Below are 16,516 nucleotides of genomic sequence, written 5' to 3' on the forward strand. Positions count from 1 at the left end.
GCCGTTCGCGCGGTTCTCCGCGTCCCTTGAAAGCGCGGCTGCGCGCCCCCGCGTGGCGGAGCCGCGCACGCGGAAAATCCCGTGAACTCCCCCGCCACACCCCCTCTACGCTCACTCCCATGCCGCCCGCCAAGAAGCGCCCCCGCACCTACGACCCCGTCAAGACCCGCGCCGCCGTACTCGCCCAGTTCGGCCATGTCCGCGCGGCCGTCGGCGCCCTCACTCCCGCACAGTTGTCCGCCCCCACCCGCCTGGGCGCCTGGACCGTCCGGGACCTCGCCGCGCACCTCACCATGGCCGTCGAGAGCGTCAGCACCGCCCTGGAGCGCCCCGCGCCCGCCCGCGCGGAACTCGGCCCCCTGGAGTACGCCTCCGCGACCGCACGCCACGCCGAGGCCATCGCGGAGGGCAGCCACGCCCTCGCCGAGGCCAGCCCCGACCTGGGCGCCCTCTACGCGCGCGTGGACGAGCGCCTCACCCGGGCGCTCGCGGACACGCCGCCCGACCGCCTCATCGCCACCCGCGCAGGAGGCATGACCCTCGCCGACTACCTGGTCACCCGCACCGTCGAACTCGTCGTCCACACCGACGACCTCGACGACGCCGTCCCCGGCCTCGACGTCCCCCTGGACCGCCAGGCCCTGGCCGCCTGCACGCGCCTCCTCGCGGACACCCTCGCCGCCCGTGCCCCCGGCGCCTCCACCGAGGTCCGGGTGCCGCCGTACGCCGTCGTGCAGTGCGTCGAGGGCCCCCGGCACACCCGCGGCACCCCGCCCAACGTCGTCGAGACCGACCCGCTGACCTGGATCCGTCTCGCCACCGGCCGTACGGACTGGCGGACCGCGCTCGCCGGCGCGAAGGTCACCGCCAGTGGCGAGCGGGCCGACCTCGGCGGACTGCTGCCCCTGATGAGCTGACCCCGGGGGTGTGCGACGGCTCACTCACAACCGCCGCGCACGCCCCCGGCCCGCAGGGCGCGATCAACGGCGCCGAGAGCCGGCGGAGCCGACGTTCTCCCTGGTCAGAGACGTTGACCGGGAGGGCGTCGGGGTGGTGTGGCGCCTGCCGTCGAGACCCCCGCTCCCCGCCCCGGTCACCGCACCGGATTCGGACCAGTGCGCGATCTCGCCTACACTCGATCGCGTGCCACGTGGTGACGGTCGACTCAATCATGATCTGCTCCCCGGCGAGAAAGGCCCCCAGGACGCATGTGGCGTCTTCGGTGTCTGGGCTCCGGGCGAAGAGGTCGCCAAACTCACTTACTTCGGGCTCTACGCCCTTCAGCACCGGGGCCAGGAGTCCGCGGGTATCGCGGTCAGCAACGGCTCCCAGATCCTCGTCTTCAAGGACATGGGCCTGGTCTCCCAGGTCTTCGACGAAGCCTCCCTCGGCTCCCTCCAGGGTCATATCGCGGTCGGTCACGCCCGCTACTCGACCACGGGTGCCTCCGTGTGGGAGAACGCCCAGCCGACGTTCCGCGCCACCGCGGAGGGATCGATCGCGCTCGGCCACAACGGCAACCTCGTCAACACGGCGCAGCTCGCCGAGATGGTCGCCGACCTGCCCAAGCAGGACGGCCGCACCCCGAAGGTGGCGGCCACCAACGACACCGACCTGATCACCGCGCTGCTGGCCGGCCAGGTCGACGCGGACGGCAAGCCGCTCACCGTCGAGGAAGCCGCCATGGCGGTGCTTCCGCAGGTCAAGGGCGCCTTCTCGCTCGTCTTCATGGACCAGCACACGCTGTACGCCGCCCGTGACCCGCAGGGCATCCGCCCGCTGGTCCTCGGCCGGCTGGAGCGCGGCTGGGTGGTCGCCTCGGAGTCGGCGGCGCTCGACATCTGCGGCGCCAGCTTCGTACGGGAGATCGAGCCGGGCGAGTTCGTCGCGATCGACGAGAACGGTCTGCGTACGTCGCGATTCGCGGAAGCGAAGCCCAAGGGCTGTGTCTTCGAGTACGTCTACCTGGCCCGTCCCGACACCGACATCGCCGGGCGGAACGTCTACCTCTCGCGGGTGGAGATGGGCCGCCGGCTGGCGAAGGAAGCGCCCGCCGAGGCCGACCTCGTCATAGCGACGCCGGAGTCCGGAACCCCCGCCGCCATCGGCTACGCGGAGGCCTCGGGCATCCCCTTCGGTGCCGGCCTGGTGAAGAACGCGTACGTCGGCCGTACGTTCATCCAGCCCTCCCAGACCATCCGCCAGCTCGGCATCCGGCTGAAGCTGAACCCCCTCAAGGAAGTCATCAAGGGCAAGCGCCTGGTCGTCGTCGACGACTCGATCGTGCGCGGCAACACCCAGCGGGCCCTGGTGCGGATGCTGCGCGAGGCGGGCGCCGCCGAGGTGCACATCCGGATCTCCTCCCCGCCCGTGAAGTGGCCCTGCTTCTTCGGCATCGACTTCGCCACGCGCGCGGAGCTGATCGCCAACGGCATGAGCATCGACGAGATCGGCACCTCGCTCGGCGCCGACTCCCTGGCGTACATCTCCATCGACGGCATGATCGAGGCGACCACCATCGCCAAGCCGGACCTCTGCCGGGCCTGCTTCGACGGCGAGTACCCGATGGACCTTCCCGACCCCGAGCTCCTGGGCAAGCAGCTCCTGGAGACCGAGCTGGCCGCCGGGCCCGCCGCCACGGCCGCCAGCGACGCGATCCGCCGCCCGTAGGCGCCCCGCGGGCCGCGCGGGCCCGCCCGCTCACCGTCGAGCGGGCGCAGCCCCCGCCCGGGGGCCGTGCGGGGCCGTCCACGGCCCCGCCACCGATCACCCTCCCTCCCCCACCCGCACACCGAGCAGCTCCCCCTTTCCGACCGCCGTACGACCGAAGGTGCGAACCCACATGTCCGAGACCACCGGGGCGACCCCTGGCTCCCCGTCCGGTGCCAGCTACGCGGCCGCGGGCGTCGACATCGAGGCGGGCGACCGTGCCGTCGAACTGATGAAGGAGTGGGTGAAGAAGACGCGCCGCCCCGAGGTCCTCGGCGGCCTCGGCGGCTTCGCCGGGCTCTTCGACGCCTCCGCCCTGAAGAAGTACGAGCGCCCGCTGCTCGCCTCCGCCACCGACGGCGTCGGCACCAAGGTCGACATCGCCCGGCAGCTGGGCGTGTACGACACGATCGGCCACGACCTGGTCGCCATGGTCATGGACGACATCGTGGTGTGCGGCGCCGAGCCGCTGTTCATGACCGACTACATCTGCGTCGGCAAGGTGCACCCCGAGCGGGTCGCCGCCATCGTCAAGGGCATCGCCGAGGGCTGTGTGCTGGCCGGCTGCGCCCTGGTGGGCGGCGAGACGGCCGAACACCCCGGCCTGCTGGGTCCGGACGACTTCGACGTGGCCGGCGCCGGCACCGGGGCCGTGGAGGCCGACCGGCTGCTCGGTGCCGACCGCATCCGCGAGGGCGACGCGGTCGTCGCCATGGCGTCCTCCGGACTTCACTCCAACGGGTACTCCCTGGTCCGCCACGTCCTGCTGGAGCGGGCCGGGCTCGCGCTCGACGCCCGGGTGGCGGAGTTCGGCCGCACCCTCGGCGAGGAGCTGCTGGAGCCCACCAAGATCTACTCGCTGGACTGCCTGGCCCTGACCCGCACCACCGAGGTGCACGCCTTCAGCCACGTCACCGGCGGCGGACTGGCGGCCAACCTGGCCCGGGTGATCCCCGACGGGCTGCACGCGCGCGTGGACCGCGCCACTTGGACGCCCGCCCCGGTCTTCGACCTGGTCGGCCGGACCGGCGAGGTCGAACAGCTCGAACTGGAGAAGACGCTGAACATGGGCGTCGGCATGCTGGCGATCGTCCCGCAGGGGTCGGTCGACGCCGCGCTGGCGACCCTGGGCGACCGCGGTGTCGACGCCTGGGTGGCCGGCGAGATCACCGGCCGGGGCGGCCACACCACCGGCGCCACCCTGGAGGGCAGCTACGCGCGGTAGACAAAGGCGCTGTTCGCACAGGCAGCACAGAACCCGGTCGGTGACCGGAAGTCACCGACCGGGTGAGTGCTCAGTGCAGGTCAAGCGCCGCGACGGTGCTGTGAGGACTGATCTTCCTCGTCCTCGTCGTCGTCCTCATAGAGGTCGGCGTAGCGTGAATACAGCTCGTCGTCCTCTTGCTCATCGTCCTCGAATCGGTCGCCGTTCGGCGGCTCGTTCGACGTCGATGCGCCCAGCTCCTCGGCCAGGCGTGACAGGTCCGTCCCGCCGCTGTTGTACTTCAGCTGGCGGGCGACCTTCGTCTGCTTGGCCTTGGCCCGGCCGCGCCCCATGGCTCGACCCCCTCAACGACGGGGCTCGACGGCCCCAGAGTCTTGACACGCGTTCATGATCTGGGACGGGCTCTCGGTGGAGAGACCGTCCGTAGGGCTTCCACGGTACCTGAGCCCACGCCCATACGGTACGTCGCCCGCAGGAGCAGCGTGTGCGCGGGGCCCCCGGGAGACCCCGTCCTCGCTGGTCAACCGCGATTTTAACCACTTATCGGCCCACGACCCGCCGACGAACGTGAGAGTTGTCTCCAGGTGCGTCCCGGCGGGTACCGGCCGCCGCGGGCGGCGGTGCGCGGCCTCCGCGCGCGCGGACGACGGACACGGCGGGACCCGGCCACGGGACGGACGCGCGGGGCGGCCGTCCCCTGGCCGGAAATCGTCCGTCGGGTCAGCGTGCCGCGCGGGCCTCCGCCATCCGCTGCTCGGCGATCCGGTCGGCCGCCGCGGCCGGCGGAATCCCGTCCGACTTCGCACGTGCGAAGATGTCGAGCGTGGTGTCGAAGATCTTCGCGGCCTTCGCCTTGCACCGCTCGAAGTCGAAGCCGTGCAGCTCGTCGGCGACCTGGATGACGCCGCCCGCGTTCACCACGTAGTCCGGCGCGTAGAGGATCCCGCGGTCGGCGAGGTCCTTCTCCACGCCCGGGTGCGCGAGCTGGTTGTTGGCCGCCCCGCACACCACCTTCGCCGTCAGCACCGGCACGGACGTGTCGTTCAGGGCGCCGCCGAGCGCGCAGGGGGCGTAGACGTCGAGCCCGTCGTAGGTGATCAGCGCCTCCGTGTCGGCGACGGCGGTGACCTGCGGGCGGCCCTCGGTGACCCGGCGCACGGCGTCCTCGCGCACATCGGTGACCACCACCCGCGCGCCCTCCTTCACCAGGTGCTCCACCAGGTGGTGCCCGACCTTGCCGACGCCCGCGATGCCCACCGTGCGGTCGCGCAGCGTCGGGTCGCCCCACAGGTGCTGCGCGCTGGCCCGCATGCCCTGGTAGACGCCGAAGGCCGTGAGCACGGAGGAGTCGCCGGCGCCGCCGTTCTCCGGGGAGCGCCCCGTGGTCCAGCGGCACTCACGGGCGACGACGTCCATGTCGGCGACGTACGTGCCGACGTCGCAGGCGGTCACGTACCGTCCGCCGAGCGAGGCCACGGCCCGCCCGTAGGCGAGCAGCAGCTCCTCGGTCTTGATCAGCTCGGGGTCACCGATGATCACGGCCTTGCCGCCGCCGTGGTCGAGTCCGGCCATGGCGTTCTTGTACGACATCCCGCGCGCGAGGTTGAGGGCGTCGGCGACGGCCTCCTCCTCGGAGGCGTAGGGGTAGAAACGCGTACCGCCCAGGGCGGGGCCCAGGGCGGTGGAGTGGACGGCGATGACGGCCTTCAGGCCGCTGGCCCGGTCCTGGCAGAGCACGACCTGCTCATGACCTCCCTGGTCCGAGTGGAACAGGGTGTGCAGGACGCCGTTGGGTACGTCGGTCACTGTGGTGACTCCCGGTGAAGTGGCGGCGATGGGTGCGGATCCCGTGCGGATGGCGGGCTCCGTGGGACGAGCGTAGAACGCGGCGGGGCCCGTGTTCCGCACGGTGTTCCCGATCACCCTCTCGCGGTGGGCACCGACACGCGCCCGTGGGGCGATTCGGTACGGTTTCCGCCCGCCCGGGCGCGCCCGTGACACCGTCGCGGTGTGGTCGCCGGACGCTTCGGCGGGTCCCGGCGGGGCCTCCGTGTCCTGGGCGCGGGAAAATGCTTCATGTCAGGTCGGGTGGGGGAGGGAGCAGGCGTGCCCAAGGTGTCCTCGGTGATCGTTCCGTACGCGTCCTACTTGCGCGTGTACGAACCGCTGGCCGCCTTCCCGGAACCGGAGCGCGGCCACTGGGCGCGGTACGCGCGGCGCCCCGACCGCCCCTCCTACCAGGACGAACTGCGCCGTTCGCTGGCCGATCTGCTGCCCACCCCGCCGGTCGCGGTCCCGGTGCACGAGAGCGACGACGCGTTCGTGACGGAGGTCGACGGGGTGCTGTGCGTCTGCCCCTGGCGCACCCGGCTGCGCGGCTGGCAGGCGCTGGGCGGTCTGGGCGAGGAGCTGCCGGCCTCCGTGCTCGACGCGGTGCTGCCGCCGCTGGTGCGCCACCAGGCCACCCAGGACTACGAGCGCTGGCTGACCCGCAATCCGGACGCGCGCCCCTGGATCAGGTCCTCCACCTGGCACGTGCCGCTGCACTGGTTCGTCCTGGTGGGCGACGGGGAGCGGGAGTACGCCGGGGCCGGTGCGGAGCCCGGCGCCGCCGGGGGCGGGGTGCCGGTGCTGCGCTACCGGACGCCCATGGTGCAGGCGCGGCGCCGGGTGGCCCGGGGGCTGCGCACGCTGCGGAACACCTTCGACGAGAGCCCGCTCGTCGAGGGGCTGCTGGACGTGGGGCGCTGGCTGGAGGAGTTCCACCCGCGCTCCCTGGTGGAGCTGGACTACGGCGGCCTGGTGCACGTCCTGCCGCCCGAGGAGCTGGACGGCGACCATTCGGCGGCCGATGTCGCCGAGGGCATCGAGGCGCTGCGGCAGGGCGACGGAGCGGCGGCCGGGGAGGCGTACGCGCGGCTGGTGGAGCGCTGGCGGTCGGTCCGGGACCGGCGCTCGGCGAACTGAGCCGGCCGCCGGAGGATCCGGTGAGGCGTCCCAACTCGCGCTGTGCGCACGTTTCCTGACGGAGCGTCGACTGATTCGCGGCCCGCGTGCGGAAGTGGGTACGGTGTCCATGACCTGGCGGGAATCAGTGTGCGAATTGTGACCCATGCGACATGCTGAAGTGACAACCGTTGGCCCAAGGTTGACGTACCCACGGGGGAAGCGGTGGTCACCGGCAGGGACATCGCCGACCGATCCGGGCGTATACCGTCAAGCGTGATGGATTGCACTTAACGCGGCCCTTGCGCCTAACGCCCCTCCTCGTGCCAAAATAGGACAAGGAGCCCGGGGGAGGCCCCTTCTGCCCTGGCATGGGTGGAGATCTCAGCATTGCATGCTCTTGGGGGGTTTGGTGACCACTGATCGCCCTGTGACTGATCGTCACACCGGCGTGACTGTCCGCTATGGCACGGTCCATCGGCATCCGTCGCTGATGAACACCTGGGAGGGCAATTCCATCGGTTTGGCCTACGCGGCTGGACAGATGGTGTAGTTGTAGTGCCGAGGACAAGCCGTTCGTCCTATAACCGACTCGACTCGCGTCCGCCATTTCGGGCAACGCGGGTCAAGGTACAGAATTTAGAGGAAAGAACCGAGAACGTCGGTTCTCCCGAGGAGGCCGCTCATGACCGCTCGCACCCCTGATGCCGAGCCGCTGCTGACCCCGGCTGAGGTCGCCACCATGTTCCGCGTCGACCCGAAGACGGTCACGCGGTGGGCGAAGGCCGGCAAGCTCACGTCGATCCGCACGCTCGGCGGGCATCGCCGCTACCGCGAGGCCGAGGTCCGCGCACTGCTCGCGGGCATCCCGCAGCAGCGCAGCGAGGCCTGAACAATCGCGTTACCGGGCAAAACGGCTGGTCCCCCAACTGGCCGGAGCGTCCGGGAGCAACCGCTCATCACAGCTGAAAGCGACGCGGGGACTGCCCCAACAGCCCCCACGCCCACGCCACTCGGGGCCCTTCCGGTCCATTGAGGGTGCGTCGTCGATCGCGCTGGACTCCGCCGAGTCCAGCGCGATTTTTTTTGTGCGCGCGGTCCGGTCCGCCGCCTCCGGTGCGCGTGATTGTGCGTCTCTGGGGGTGGCGGGCGGGTGTGGCCGGCCCGGCTGTGAGCGGGCTTGTCGGAGTCTGGGGAGGGGTGTCGGATCCGCTGTGGGGCGGCTCGGCGTCCGGGTGGAGACGGAGTGCGAAGCCAGTGCAATTGCACATATTAAATTGACTGTGGGTAGGAGGTGCGTAAGTTCCTCCCTCCCGAAAAGTTATGCGGTGACTCCCGTCACATGCCAGGGTCCTTGTCGCCCGTGCGGGCACTGCGCTAATGGCCCGGGTTCAGGGGGTGTTGGAGGCGCCGCGGCGGTCGGACGGCGGCGGGGGCGGGATCCTCGGAGCCCTCGGCGGCCCCGGCCGGGACCGCCTGGGCGCCCGCCTCCGCGACGGACGTGGCCGGTTCCAGGGCGAGCCGCAGGAGGCGGTGGCAGATGGGGCAGCGCCGGGTCAGATGGCGATAGCCGGCAGCGGCCGACAGATGGGCACGCAACAGTGCGCGGGTCGCGTGCGGGGAGGCCGCAGCGGGCATACGCCACCTCCGGAAACGACGAAGCCGTCGCTTCTTTGGGTAGCGGGGGAATGTGACGCCGTCAAGGGACGCCGTCGGGGGTCCTTCAGAGGCGCGGGACGGAAACCGGGACACGACGAAGGGCCGTGTCCCCGGGGGACACGGCCCTCATACGGCCCTTCTTGCTGCGGTCCTGACGGGATTTGAACCCGCGGCCTCCACCTTGACAGGGTGGCGAGCACTCCAAACTGCTCCACAGGACCAGGTGCCTCGCGGTCGCATTACTGCGCTGCGCTGCGAGAAGAGACTGTACAGGAGGGCGAGCCCCGGGGTCGAACTCACCCACCGTGCACCGCCGGTCACGGCACCGCCGCGCCGATCACCGCCACCCCCGTCACGGAGCCGCCGCGTCGATCGCCTTCACGATCCGCTTGTCCGACACCGGGTACGCCGTCCCCAGCGCGTGGGCGAAGTAGCTGACCCGCAGCTCCTCGATCATCCACCGGATCTCCCGCACCGCCGCGGGCACCGGCCGCCCCGCGGGCAACTGCTCCCGCAGCCACGCGTATTCGTCCCGCATCTCCCGGACCTTCTCCATCCGGGTCGTGTCCCGCTGGACGTTGGCCGGCATCTGCTGCAACCGCCGGTCCGCCGCGACGAGGTAGCGCATCAGGTCCGGCAGCCGCCGCAGCCCCGCCTCGGTCACGAAGCCGGGCTTCACGAGGGCGTCCAGCTGCTCCCGCACGTCCGCCAGGTTGGGCAGCAGCGCGGGGCTGCGTACGCCCTTCAGGCGCCGTTCACAGGCCTGCCAGGCGGCCAGCACCTGCTGCACCTGGCCCACCGTCCGTACGGTCGCGTCGACGATCTCCGCCCGCACCTTGTCGTAGAGCTTGCGGTACGACTCCTCGTCCCAGGCCGGGCCGCCGAAGTCGGCGATCAGCCGGTCGGCCGCCGCCGTCGCACAGTCGTCGAACAGCGCCTGGACCGAGCCGTGCGGATTGGCGGACAGCGCCAGCTTCTGCGCGTTGGTCAGCTTCTCGGACGCGAACTTCGCGGGGTTGACCGGGATGTTGCGCAGGATCAGCCGCCGGGTGCCCTGCCACATCGCCTCGGCCTGCTCGGCCTCGGTGTCGAAAAGACGCACCGAAACGGTGTTCGCCACCGGCCCGTCGTCGACGAGCGCCGGGTACGCCTTCACCGGCTGCCCGGCCCGCCGGGTCTCGAAGACGCGGCTGAGCGTGCCGATCGACCAGTCCGTCAGCCCCGAGCGCTCCAGGGACGGGCCGCCCTGCCGCTCGGCGGTCGCCGCCGCGGCCTGCGAGAGCGCCTTGCGCGCCTTCGGTTTCAGCCGGAGCTTCAGCGCCTGGAGGTCCTTGTCCTCGGCCAGCTTGCGGCGCCGTTCGTCGACGATCCGGAAGGTGATCCTCAGATGGTCGGGGACCCGGCCCCAGTCGAAGTCGTCCGCCTCGAACGGCACGCCGACCATGCGCTTCAGCTCGCGCGCCATCGTCGTCGTCAGCGGCTCCTGGAGCGGCACCGCGCGCTCCAGGAACGCCTTGGCGTAGTTCGGCGCCGGCACGTAGTGGCGTCGGATCGGCTTCGGCAGGGAGCGGATCAGCTCCGTGACGACCTCCTCGCGCAGGCCGGGGATCTGCCAGTCGAAGCCCTCGTCGGTGACCTGGTTGAGCACCTGGAGCGGCACGTGGACGGTCACGCCGTCGGCGTCCGCGCCGGGCTCGAACTGGTACGTCACCCGGAACTTCAGCGGACCCTGCCGCCAGGAGTCGGGATAGTCGGCCTTGGTGACCGTCTGCGCCGACTCCCGGATGAGCATCTCCCGCTCGAAGTCGAGGAAGTCGGGCTGCTCGTGCCGCTTGTGCTTCCACCAGGAGTCGAAGTGGGCTCCGGAGACGACGTGTTCGGGGATGCGCTGCTCGTAGAAGTCGTACAGCGTTTCGTCGTCGACGACGATGTCCCGGCGCCGCGCCCGGTGCTCCAGCTCCTCGACCTCGCTGAGCAGCTTGCGGTTGTCGGCGAAGAACTTGTGGTGCGTGCGCCAGTCGCCCTCCACCAGGGCGTTGCGGATGAACAGTTCGCGGCTGACCTCGGGGTCGACCCGGCCGTAATTGATCTTCCGCTGGGCGACGATCGGGACGCCGTACAGCGTGACCTTCTCGTACGCCATCACCGCGGCCTGGTCCTTCTCCCAGTGCGGTTCGCTGTATGTGCGCTTGAGCAGGTGTCCGGCGAGCGGCTCGACCCACTCCGGCTCGATTCTGGCGTTGACCCGGGCCCACAGCCGCGAGGTCTCCACCAGTTCCGCCGACATCACGAACCGCGGCGGCTTCTTGAACAGGGCCGAGCCGGGGAAGATCGCGAACTTGGCGTTGCGGGCGCCGATGTACTCGCCCCGGCCGCCGTCCTTGCGGCTGCCGCCCGGGCCGGAGGTGCCCCCGGAGTCCTTGGACTCCTTCACGTCCTTCATGCCGATGTGGGAGAGCAGTCCGGCCAGCAGCGAGACGTGGATGCGGTCGCCGGGGGCGTCCTCCTCGTTGAGGTGGATGCCCATCTGCTTGGCGACCGTGCGCAGCTGGGTGTAGATGTCCTGCCATTCGCGAATGCGCAGGAAGTTCAGGAACTCCTGCTTGCACATCCGGCGGAACGACGAGGAGCCGCGCTCCTTCTGCTGCTCGCGGACGTAGCGCCAGAGGTTGAGGAAGGCGAGGAAGTCGCTGGTCTCGTCGCGGAAGCGGGCGTGCTGCTGGTCGGCCTGGGCCTGCTTCTCCGAGGGGCGCTCGCGCGGGTCCTGGATGGACAGCGCGGCGGCGATCACCATGACCTCGCGCGCACAGCCGTTGCGGTCCGCCTCCAGGACCATCCGGGCCAGCCGGGGGTCGACGGGGAGCTGGGCGAGCTTGCGGCCCATGTCGGTCAGCCGCTTGCGGGCGTCCTTCTGCTCAGGGTCGAGCGCGCCGAGTTCCTGGAGCAGTTGGACGCCGTCGCGGATGTTGCGGTGGTCCGGCGGGTCGATGAAGGGGAACTTCTCGATGTCGCCGAGGCCGGCCGCGGTCATTTGCAGGATGACGGAGGCGAGGTTGGTGCGCAGGATCTCGGCGTCCGTGAACTCCGGGCGGGTGAGGAAGTCGTCCTCGGAGTAGAGCCGGATGCAGATGCCGTCCGACGTACGGCCGCAGCGGCCCTTGCGCTGGTTGGCGCTGGCCTGCGAGACCGGCTCGATCGGCAGGCGCTGCACCTTGGTGCGGTGGCTGTAGCGGCTGATGCGGGCGAAGCCGGGGTCGATGACGTACTTGATGCCGGGGACGGTCAGGGAGGTCTCGGCCACGTTGGTGGCGAGGACGATCCGGCGCCCGGAGTGCTGCTGGAAGACCCGGTGCTGTTCGGCGTGGGACAGGCGGGCGTAGAGGGGGAGTACCTCAGTGGATCTGTACTTCTTCTTGTCCAGCGCGTCCGCCGTGTCCCGGATCTCGCGCTCGCCGGAGAGGAAGACGAGGATGTCGCCGGGGCCCTCGGCCATCAGTTCCTCGACGGCGTCGGTGATCGCGGTGATCTGGTCCCGGTCGGCGTCGTCCGACTCCTCTTCGAGGAGCGGCCGGTAGCGCACCTCGACCGGGTACGTACGGCCGCTGACCTCGACGATCGGGGCGTCGCCGAAGTGCCGGGAGAAGCGCTCGGGGTCGATCGTCGCGGAGGTGATGACGACCTTGAGGTCGGGGCGCCTGGGCAGCAGCTGGGCGAGGTAGCCGAGCAGGAAGTCGATGTTCAGGGACCGCTCGTGCGCCTCGTCGATGATGATCGTGTCGTAGGCGCGGAGCTCGCGGTCGGTCTGGATCTCGGCGAGCAGGATGCCGTCCGTCATCAGCTTGACGAAGGTGGCGTCCGGGTTCACCTGGTCGGTGAACCGCACCTTCCAGCCGACGGTCTCGCCGAGCGGGGTGTCCAGCTCCTCGGCGACGCGCTCGGCGACCGTGCGGGCGGCGATCCGGCGGGGCTGGGTGTGGCCGATCATGCCGCGGAGGCCGCGTCCGAGTTCCATGCAGATCTTGGGGATCTGCGTGGTCTTCCCGGAACCGGTCTCACCGGCCACGATCACGACCTGGTGGTCGCGTATGGCCTCGGCGATCTCGTCCTTCTTCTGGCTGACCGGCAGCTGTTCGGGATACGTCACCGCCGGGACGCGGGCACGCCGCGTCTCGATCCGTGCCTCGGCCTGGGCGACCTCGGCCTCGATCTCGGCGAGGACGGCGGCGCGGGCCTCCGGTTTGCGGATCTTGCGGGCGCCTTCGAGCCTGCGTCCGAGCCGGTGCGCGTCGCGCAGCGACAGTTCGGTCAGGCGGGGGGCGAGGGCGCCGAGGGCGGGGGCGGGATGCGTGGACATACGGGAACCAGGATCTCACCTCGGGGAAACGAGAGGCGAACGGATTTGTCGTGGGGCGAAATGATCTAGCGTGAGTCATATGTCAGATTCATCGCATGAGAGTCGTGAGCCGCATGGTGCTCAGGAGCCCCATGGTGCCCATGAGTCGCATGGTGCTCAGGAGCCCCATGGTGCCCATGAGTCGCACGGTGCCCATGAGCCGCACGGTGCCCATGAGCCGCACGGTGCCCATGAGCCGCACGGTGCCCATGAGCCGCACGGTGCCCATGGGCGGCCGCGGACGGCTTCGGAGCGCTGGGCCGCGTTCCGGGAGTCGCCCTTCCTCCCCGCCACCGTGCTGCTGTTCATCCTCGCGGCGGCGGCCGGGCTCTTCGCCGGCTCCTACACGTACGCCATGGCCAACCCCACGCCGCACACCGTGCCGACGGCGGTCGTCGGGGCGTACGACAGCGCGCAGGGGCGGCGGTTCATCGCCGGGATGGAGAAGGCGCTCAACGCCTCGCTGAAGCTGCACGCGTACGACGACCGGGCGGCGGCCGTCGAGGCGGTCGACGACCAGAAGGTCTTCGCGGTGCTCGACGTGCCGGAGGCCGGCGGGCGCGCGCTCACCCTGGAGGTCTCCGGGGCGTCCGGGGCGACGGTCGCGCAGGTGCTGGAGGAGGCGGCGGAGAAGGTGGGCAAGGCGTCCGGGGTGGACGTCACCGTCAAGGACCTGAAGCCGTTGCAGAAGGGGGACCCGCGCGGGCTGGCGATCTTCTACATCTCCCTCGCCGCCGTGATCATCGGCTTCGTGGGCGCGATCCAGCTCAGCGTGCACGCCAGGGCGCTCAACCCGGCCGAGCGGATCGCGTTCACCGTGGCGTACGCGCTGCTCGGCGGGTTCGTGATCGCGGCGGTGGTGGACTGGCTGCTGGGCGCGCTGCACCTGCCGTTCGTGGAGTCGTGGCTGATCCTCGCGCTGACGATGTTCGCGTCCGGGATGGTCTTCACGATGTTCAACACGTTGTTCGGGCGCTGGGCGATGCTGCCGACGTGGGGGCTGATGGTGCTGCTGGGCAACCCGTCGTCGGGCGGTGCGGTGTCCTGGCCGCTGCTGCCGTCGCCGCTCGGTGTGATCGGCCGCTGGCTCCCGCCGGGCGCCTCGGTCAACGCCCAGCACACGGCGGTGTACTTCCCCGGCCACCAGCACGCGTTCCCGTTCCTGGTCCTGGCGGGCTGGGCGCTGCTGTCCTGCACGGTCTTCTGGCTCTGGCGGCACCGGCACCCGGGGGGACGGGGCGAGGGGCCGGCGCATGCGGCTTCTTGAGGAACAGCGGTACACACGGTGAAGGCCCCGTCCGGATGGATGGGGCCTTCTGTGGTGGCTGGGGCCGGGGTGAGCGCGTGGGTTTCCGTGTGGGGGAGTCCGCGCTGGGCGGGTGTGTCGGCCTCGTCGTGTGGGCGGTGAAACGTCAGCGGTCCTGACGGGATGTGCTGTATCGATTGCGGCTGCGCCGCGGGCGCGGCCTCCACCTCGACAGGGTGGCGAGGCCGTGGGCGGGCAACAGTGAAGGCCCCGTCCGGATGGATGGGGCCTTCTGTGGTGGCTGGGGCCGGGGTCGAACCGGCGACCTATCGCTTTTCAGGCGATCGCTCGTACCAACTGAGCTACCCAGCCACGACGTTTCACGTGAAACGTCAGCGGTCCTGACGGGATTTGAACCCGCGGCCTCCACCTTGACAGGGTGGCGAGCACTCCAAACTGCTCCACAGGACCAAGCGTGTGCGCGAACCAACGAGCGCCAGTGTCGCACACCGTACTGCGTGCCCCCAACGGGATTCGAACCCGTGCTACCGCCTTGAAAGGGCGGCGTCCTAGGCCGCTAGACGATGAGGGCTATCGGCCCGCCTGGGCGCCTCTCAGCGCCTCGGGGACGTGAGAAGCATATGGGATGGCGGGAGGTATCGCCAAAACGGTTTACGGGGAGGGGCTCGGGGAGCGGGAACCGGGGTTCGTCGGGGTGCGAGAGCCGGAGGACGACGGGGTCGGCGAGGTCGGGGACGGGGTGGCGCCGGGCTGGTTCTCGTCGACCAGGTGGCGGGCCACCTCCGCGGTCGTCCGGCCCAGCCCGCCCAGCTTGATCTCGTCCCACGCCTGGAGCCGCCGGCTGTCCCGGTCGAAGTAGAGGACCGACGCCTCGATCGGGTCCGGGTACTTCCCCTCCACCGCGCGCAGCCCGCTGCCGCCCGTCGAGCCCTCGATGCGCAGCCGCGTGCCGTACTTCATGACCTCCATGCCCTCGTGGTGCAGATGTCCCGACAGGACCAGCGGCACGTCCCCGTCCGTCTCCCGCGCCGCCGACGGCTCGTGCGCGAGCGCCACGTCCACGGGCGTGCCGGCGTTCCGCTGGTCGCGCAGTGCCGAGGCGAGGCGGGCGCCCGCCAGCTCCTCCGCCCGGTCGCCGCGCTCGGCCGTACGGTCCGGGGTGTACTGCGGGTCCCCGATCCCCGCGAACCGCAGTCCCGCGACGGTGACCGCCCGGCCGTCGTCCAGGACGCGCACGTTCTTCATCTTCTTCAGGTAGTCCTGCGTGGTCGTCGAGTCGTGGTTGCCCCGCACCCATACGTACGGGGCGCCCAGGTCCGCCACCGGGTCCAGGAAGCCGTTCTCCGCGGCCGTGCCGTGGTCCATCGTGTCGCCCGAGTCGACGATCACGTTGATGTCGTACTGCTTCACCAGCGAGGCGATGATCTTCCAGCTCGCCGGGTTGAGGTGGATGTCCGAGACGTGCAGCACCCGGATCGTGCTCGGGTCCGGCTGGTACGCCGGGAGCGTCGATGTGACGTCGTACAGCTTCGTCACGTTCGTCACCAGGCGGGCCAGCTCCTTCTGGTAGACGTCGAACTCCGTGACGATGCTGCGCGCGCTGCCGACCAGGGACGGGGCGGAGGAGAGCAGACCGGAGAACTTCGGCTCCAGTACCGCCTTGGGGTTCCAGGTCGCGTACGCGCTCGTGCCGCAGGCGGCGAGGAGCGCGAGGGCGAGGCCGCCGGCCGCGAGGGCGCGGCGCGGGCGGCGGTAGACGACGAGGCCGAGGGCGGTGGCGCCGGAGACGACCGCCACGCAGGAGCGGACGGCGAGGTCCAGCGTGTCGTCGGCGACGTCCTGCGCGACCTCGTCCTGGAGGCCGGAGAGCCGCTCGGGGTGGTCCACGAGGGCCTGAGCGCGGGTCTCGTCCAGCTGGTCGACGTTCACGTCCAGGCGGACGGGGGCCTTGTGGGTGTCCAGCTCCAGCGCGCCGAGCGGCGAGACGTTGATCTTCGTGCCGCCGGTGAGGGAGGGGCGCAGCGCCATCGTGGTGTTCATGGGGCCCACGGGGGCGCGGACGTTGCCGACGACGAGGAGGCCGAGCCAGGCGCCGAGGAGGACCACGGCGGCGAGGGTGAGGGAGCGGAGCCAGGGGTTGGGGTGGGGGGTGAGGCCGAGGGTGGCGGTGGGGTGTCCGGGGCTGGGGGTGCCTGTGCGGGTGCGGCGTGTGGTCCTTCGGAGGCGGGCGGTTGCGTGCAGGACTGCGGCGGGGACGCGGCGGGCCATTGGTCCCGTATGCCCAAATGGGGGGTCGGATATGCGGAGGTGTGAGGGG

Annotated in this window: 12 protein-coding genes and 4 tRNA genes; 6 read left to right on the forward strand and 10 right to left on the reverse strand. The window is 70.9% G+C overall.

The features are described from left to right. Positions 1-119: 119 nt before the first annotated feature. From IO29_RS05240 to purM, 3 genes are all read left to right on the forward strand, one after another. Positions 120-917, forward strand: a complete 798-nt coding sequence (locus tag IO29_RS05240) for a maleylpyruvate isomerase family mycothiol-dependent enzyme (RefSeq protein WP_030380686.1) — start codon at positions 120-122, stop codon at positions 915-917. Positions 918-1,143: 226 nt separating this feature from the next. Continuing rightward, the gene (gene purF, locus IO29_RS05245; RefSeq protein ID WP_030380685.1) at positions 1,144-2,670 is read left to right on the forward strand and encodes an amidophosphoribosyltransferase; all 1,527 of its coding nucleotides are present in this window, start codon (positions 1,144-1,146) and stop codon (positions 2,668-2,670) included. 172 nt (positions 2,671-2,842) lie between these two features. Then, positions 2,843-3,934 carry a phosphoribosylformylglycinamidine cyclo-ligase gene (gene purM / locus IO29_RS05250; protein ID WP_030380684.1) on the forward strand — a complete coding sequence of 364 codons (1,092 nt, stop codon included), beginning with the start codon at positions 2,843-2,845 and terminating at the stop codon, positions 3,932-3,934. 80 nt (positions 3,935-4,014) lie between these two features. On the opposite strand, the gene IO29_RS05255 is transcribed toward purM, so the two are convergent. Both IO29_RS05255 and IO29_RS05260 read right to left on the reverse strand, forming a co-directional pair. Beyond that, positions 4,015-4,266, reverse strand: a complete 252-nt coding sequence (locus IO29_RS05255; RefSeq protein WP_030380683.1) for a DUF3073 domain-containing protein — start codon at positions 4,264-4,266, stop codon at positions 4,015-4,017. A gap of 388 nt (positions 4,267-4,654) precedes the next feature. Then, complete coding sequence (locus IO29_RS05260; RefSeq protein WP_030380682.1) at positions 4,655-5,740, reverse strand: Leu/Phe/Val dehydrogenase; 1,086 nt, start codon at positions 5,738-5,740, stop codon at positions 4,655-4,657. A 300-nt stretch (positions 5,741-6,040) separates the two neighbouring features. Here IO29_RS05260 and IO29_RS05265 point away from each other — a divergent pair, with 300 nt between their 5' ends. After that, positions 6,041-6,901, forward strand: a complete 861-nt coding sequence (locus IO29_RS05265; protein ID WP_030380681.1) for a DUF8083 family protein — start codon at positions 6,041-6,043, stop codon at positions 6,899-6,901. A 664-nt stretch (positions 6,902-7,565) separates the two neighbouring features. After that, a complete protein-coding gene (bldC, locus tag IO29_RS05270; RefSeq protein WP_003949541.1) occupies positions 7,566-7,772 on the forward strand; it encodes a developmental transcriptional regulator BldC in 207 nt (68 codons plus the stop codon). A 485-nt stretch (positions 7,773-8,257) separates the two neighbouring features. On the opposite strand, the gene IO29_RS05275 is transcribed toward bldC, so the two are convergent. The 4 genes from IO29_RS05275 to IO29_RS05290 form a co-directional block, all read right to left on the reverse strand. Further along, positions 8,258-8,518: a DUF6274 family protein gene (locus IO29_RS05275; protein WP_033224813.1), complete on the reverse strand. Its 261-nt coding sequence runs from the start codon at positions 8,516-8,518 to the stop codon at positions 8,258-8,260. A gap of 167 nt (positions 8,519-8,685) precedes the next feature. Beyond that, positions 8,686-8,760: transfer RNA gene (locus IO29_RS05280), tRNA-Asp, on the reverse strand. 131 nt (positions 8,761-8,891) lie between these two features. Continuing rightward, positions 8,892-12,893 carry an ATP-dependent RNA helicase HrpA gene (gene hrpA, locus IO29_RS05285; protein WP_030380680.1) on the reverse strand — a complete coding sequence of 1,334 codons (4,002 nt, stop codon included), beginning with the start codon at positions 12,891-12,893 and terminating at the stop codon, positions 8,892-8,894. Between the two features lie 88 nt (positions 12,894-12,981). Next, the gene (locus IO29_RS05290; RefSeq protein WP_158709298.1) at positions 12,982-13,143 is read right to left on the reverse strand and encodes a hypothetical protein; all 162 of its coding nucleotides are present in this window, start codon (positions 13,141-13,143) and stop codon (positions 12,982-12,984) included. An 84-nt stretch (positions 13,144-13,227) separates the two neighbouring features. Here IO29_RS05290 and IO29_RS05295 point away from each other — a divergent pair, with 84 nt between their 5' ends. Then, positions 13,228-14,199: a membrane protein gene (locus IO29_RS05295; RefSeq protein WP_033224820.1), complete on the forward strand. Its 972-nt coding sequence runs from the start codon at positions 13,228-13,230 to the stop codon at positions 14,197-14,199. A 274-nt stretch (positions 14,200-14,473) separates the two neighbouring features. Here the strand turns inward: IO29_RS05295 and IO29_RS05300 are convergent. From IO29_RS05300 to IO29_RS05315, 4 genes are all read right to left on the reverse strand, one after another. Continuing rightward, a tRNA-Phe gene (locus IO29_RS05300) sits at positions 14,474-14,550 on the reverse strand. 24 nt (positions 14,551-14,574) lie between these two features. Beyond that, positions 14,575-14,649 (reverse strand) — tRNA-Asp (locus tag IO29_RS05305). A gap of 48 nt (positions 14,650-14,697) precedes the next feature. Beyond that, positions 14,698-14,770 (reverse strand) — tRNA-Glu (locus IO29_RS05310). A gap of 80 nt (positions 14,771-14,850) precedes the next feature. Next, positions 14,851-16,467 (reverse strand): metallophosphoesterase family protein, encoded by a 1,617-nt coding sequence (locus tag IO29_RS05315; protein ID WP_030380678.1) that lies wholly within the window; start codon positions 16,465-16,467, stop codon positions 14,851-14,853. Between the last annotated feature and the right edge of the window lie 49 nt (positions 16,468-16,516).

This window comes from Streptomyces sp. NRRL F-6676 (assembly GCF_000725625.1).
Lineage (GTDB): Bacteria > Actinomycetota > Actinomycetes > Streptomycetales > Streptomycetaceae > Streptomyces.

Bases quoted from the DNA above. Each gene is read 5' to 3' on its own strand.
- IO29_RS05240 (WP_030380686.1), top strand. From the start codon at position 120: ATGCCGCCCGCCAAGAAGCGCCCCCGCACCTACGACCCCGTCAAGACC.
- purM (WP_030380684.1), top strand. From the start codon at position 2,843: ATGTCCGAGACCACCGGGGCGACCCCTGGCTCCCCGTCCGGTGCCAGC.
- IO29_RS05255 (WP_030380683.1), bottom strand. From the start codon at position 4,266: ATGGGGCGCGGCCGGGCCAAGGCCAAGCAGACGAAGGTCGCCCGCCAG.
- bldC (WP_003949541.1), top strand. From the start codon at position 7,566: ATGACCGCTCGCACCCCTGATGCCGAGCCGCTGCTGACCCCGGCTGAG.
- IO29_RS05275 (WP_033224813.1), bottom strand. From the start codon at position 8,518: ATGCCCGCTGCGGCCTCCCCGCACGCGACCCGCGCACTGTTGCGTGCC.
- hrpA (WP_030380680.1), bottom strand. From the start codon at position 12,893: ATGTCCACGCATCCCGCCCCCGCCCTCGGCGCCCTCGCCCCCCGCCTG.
- IO29_RS05290 (WP_158709298.1), bottom strand. From the start codon at position 13,143: ATGGGCACCGTGCGGCTCATGGGCACCGTGCGGCTCATGGGCACCGTG.
- IO29_RS05315 (WP_030380678.1), bottom strand. From the start codon at position 16,467: ATGGCCCGCCGCGTCCCCGCCGCAGTCCTGCACGCAACCGCCCGCCTC.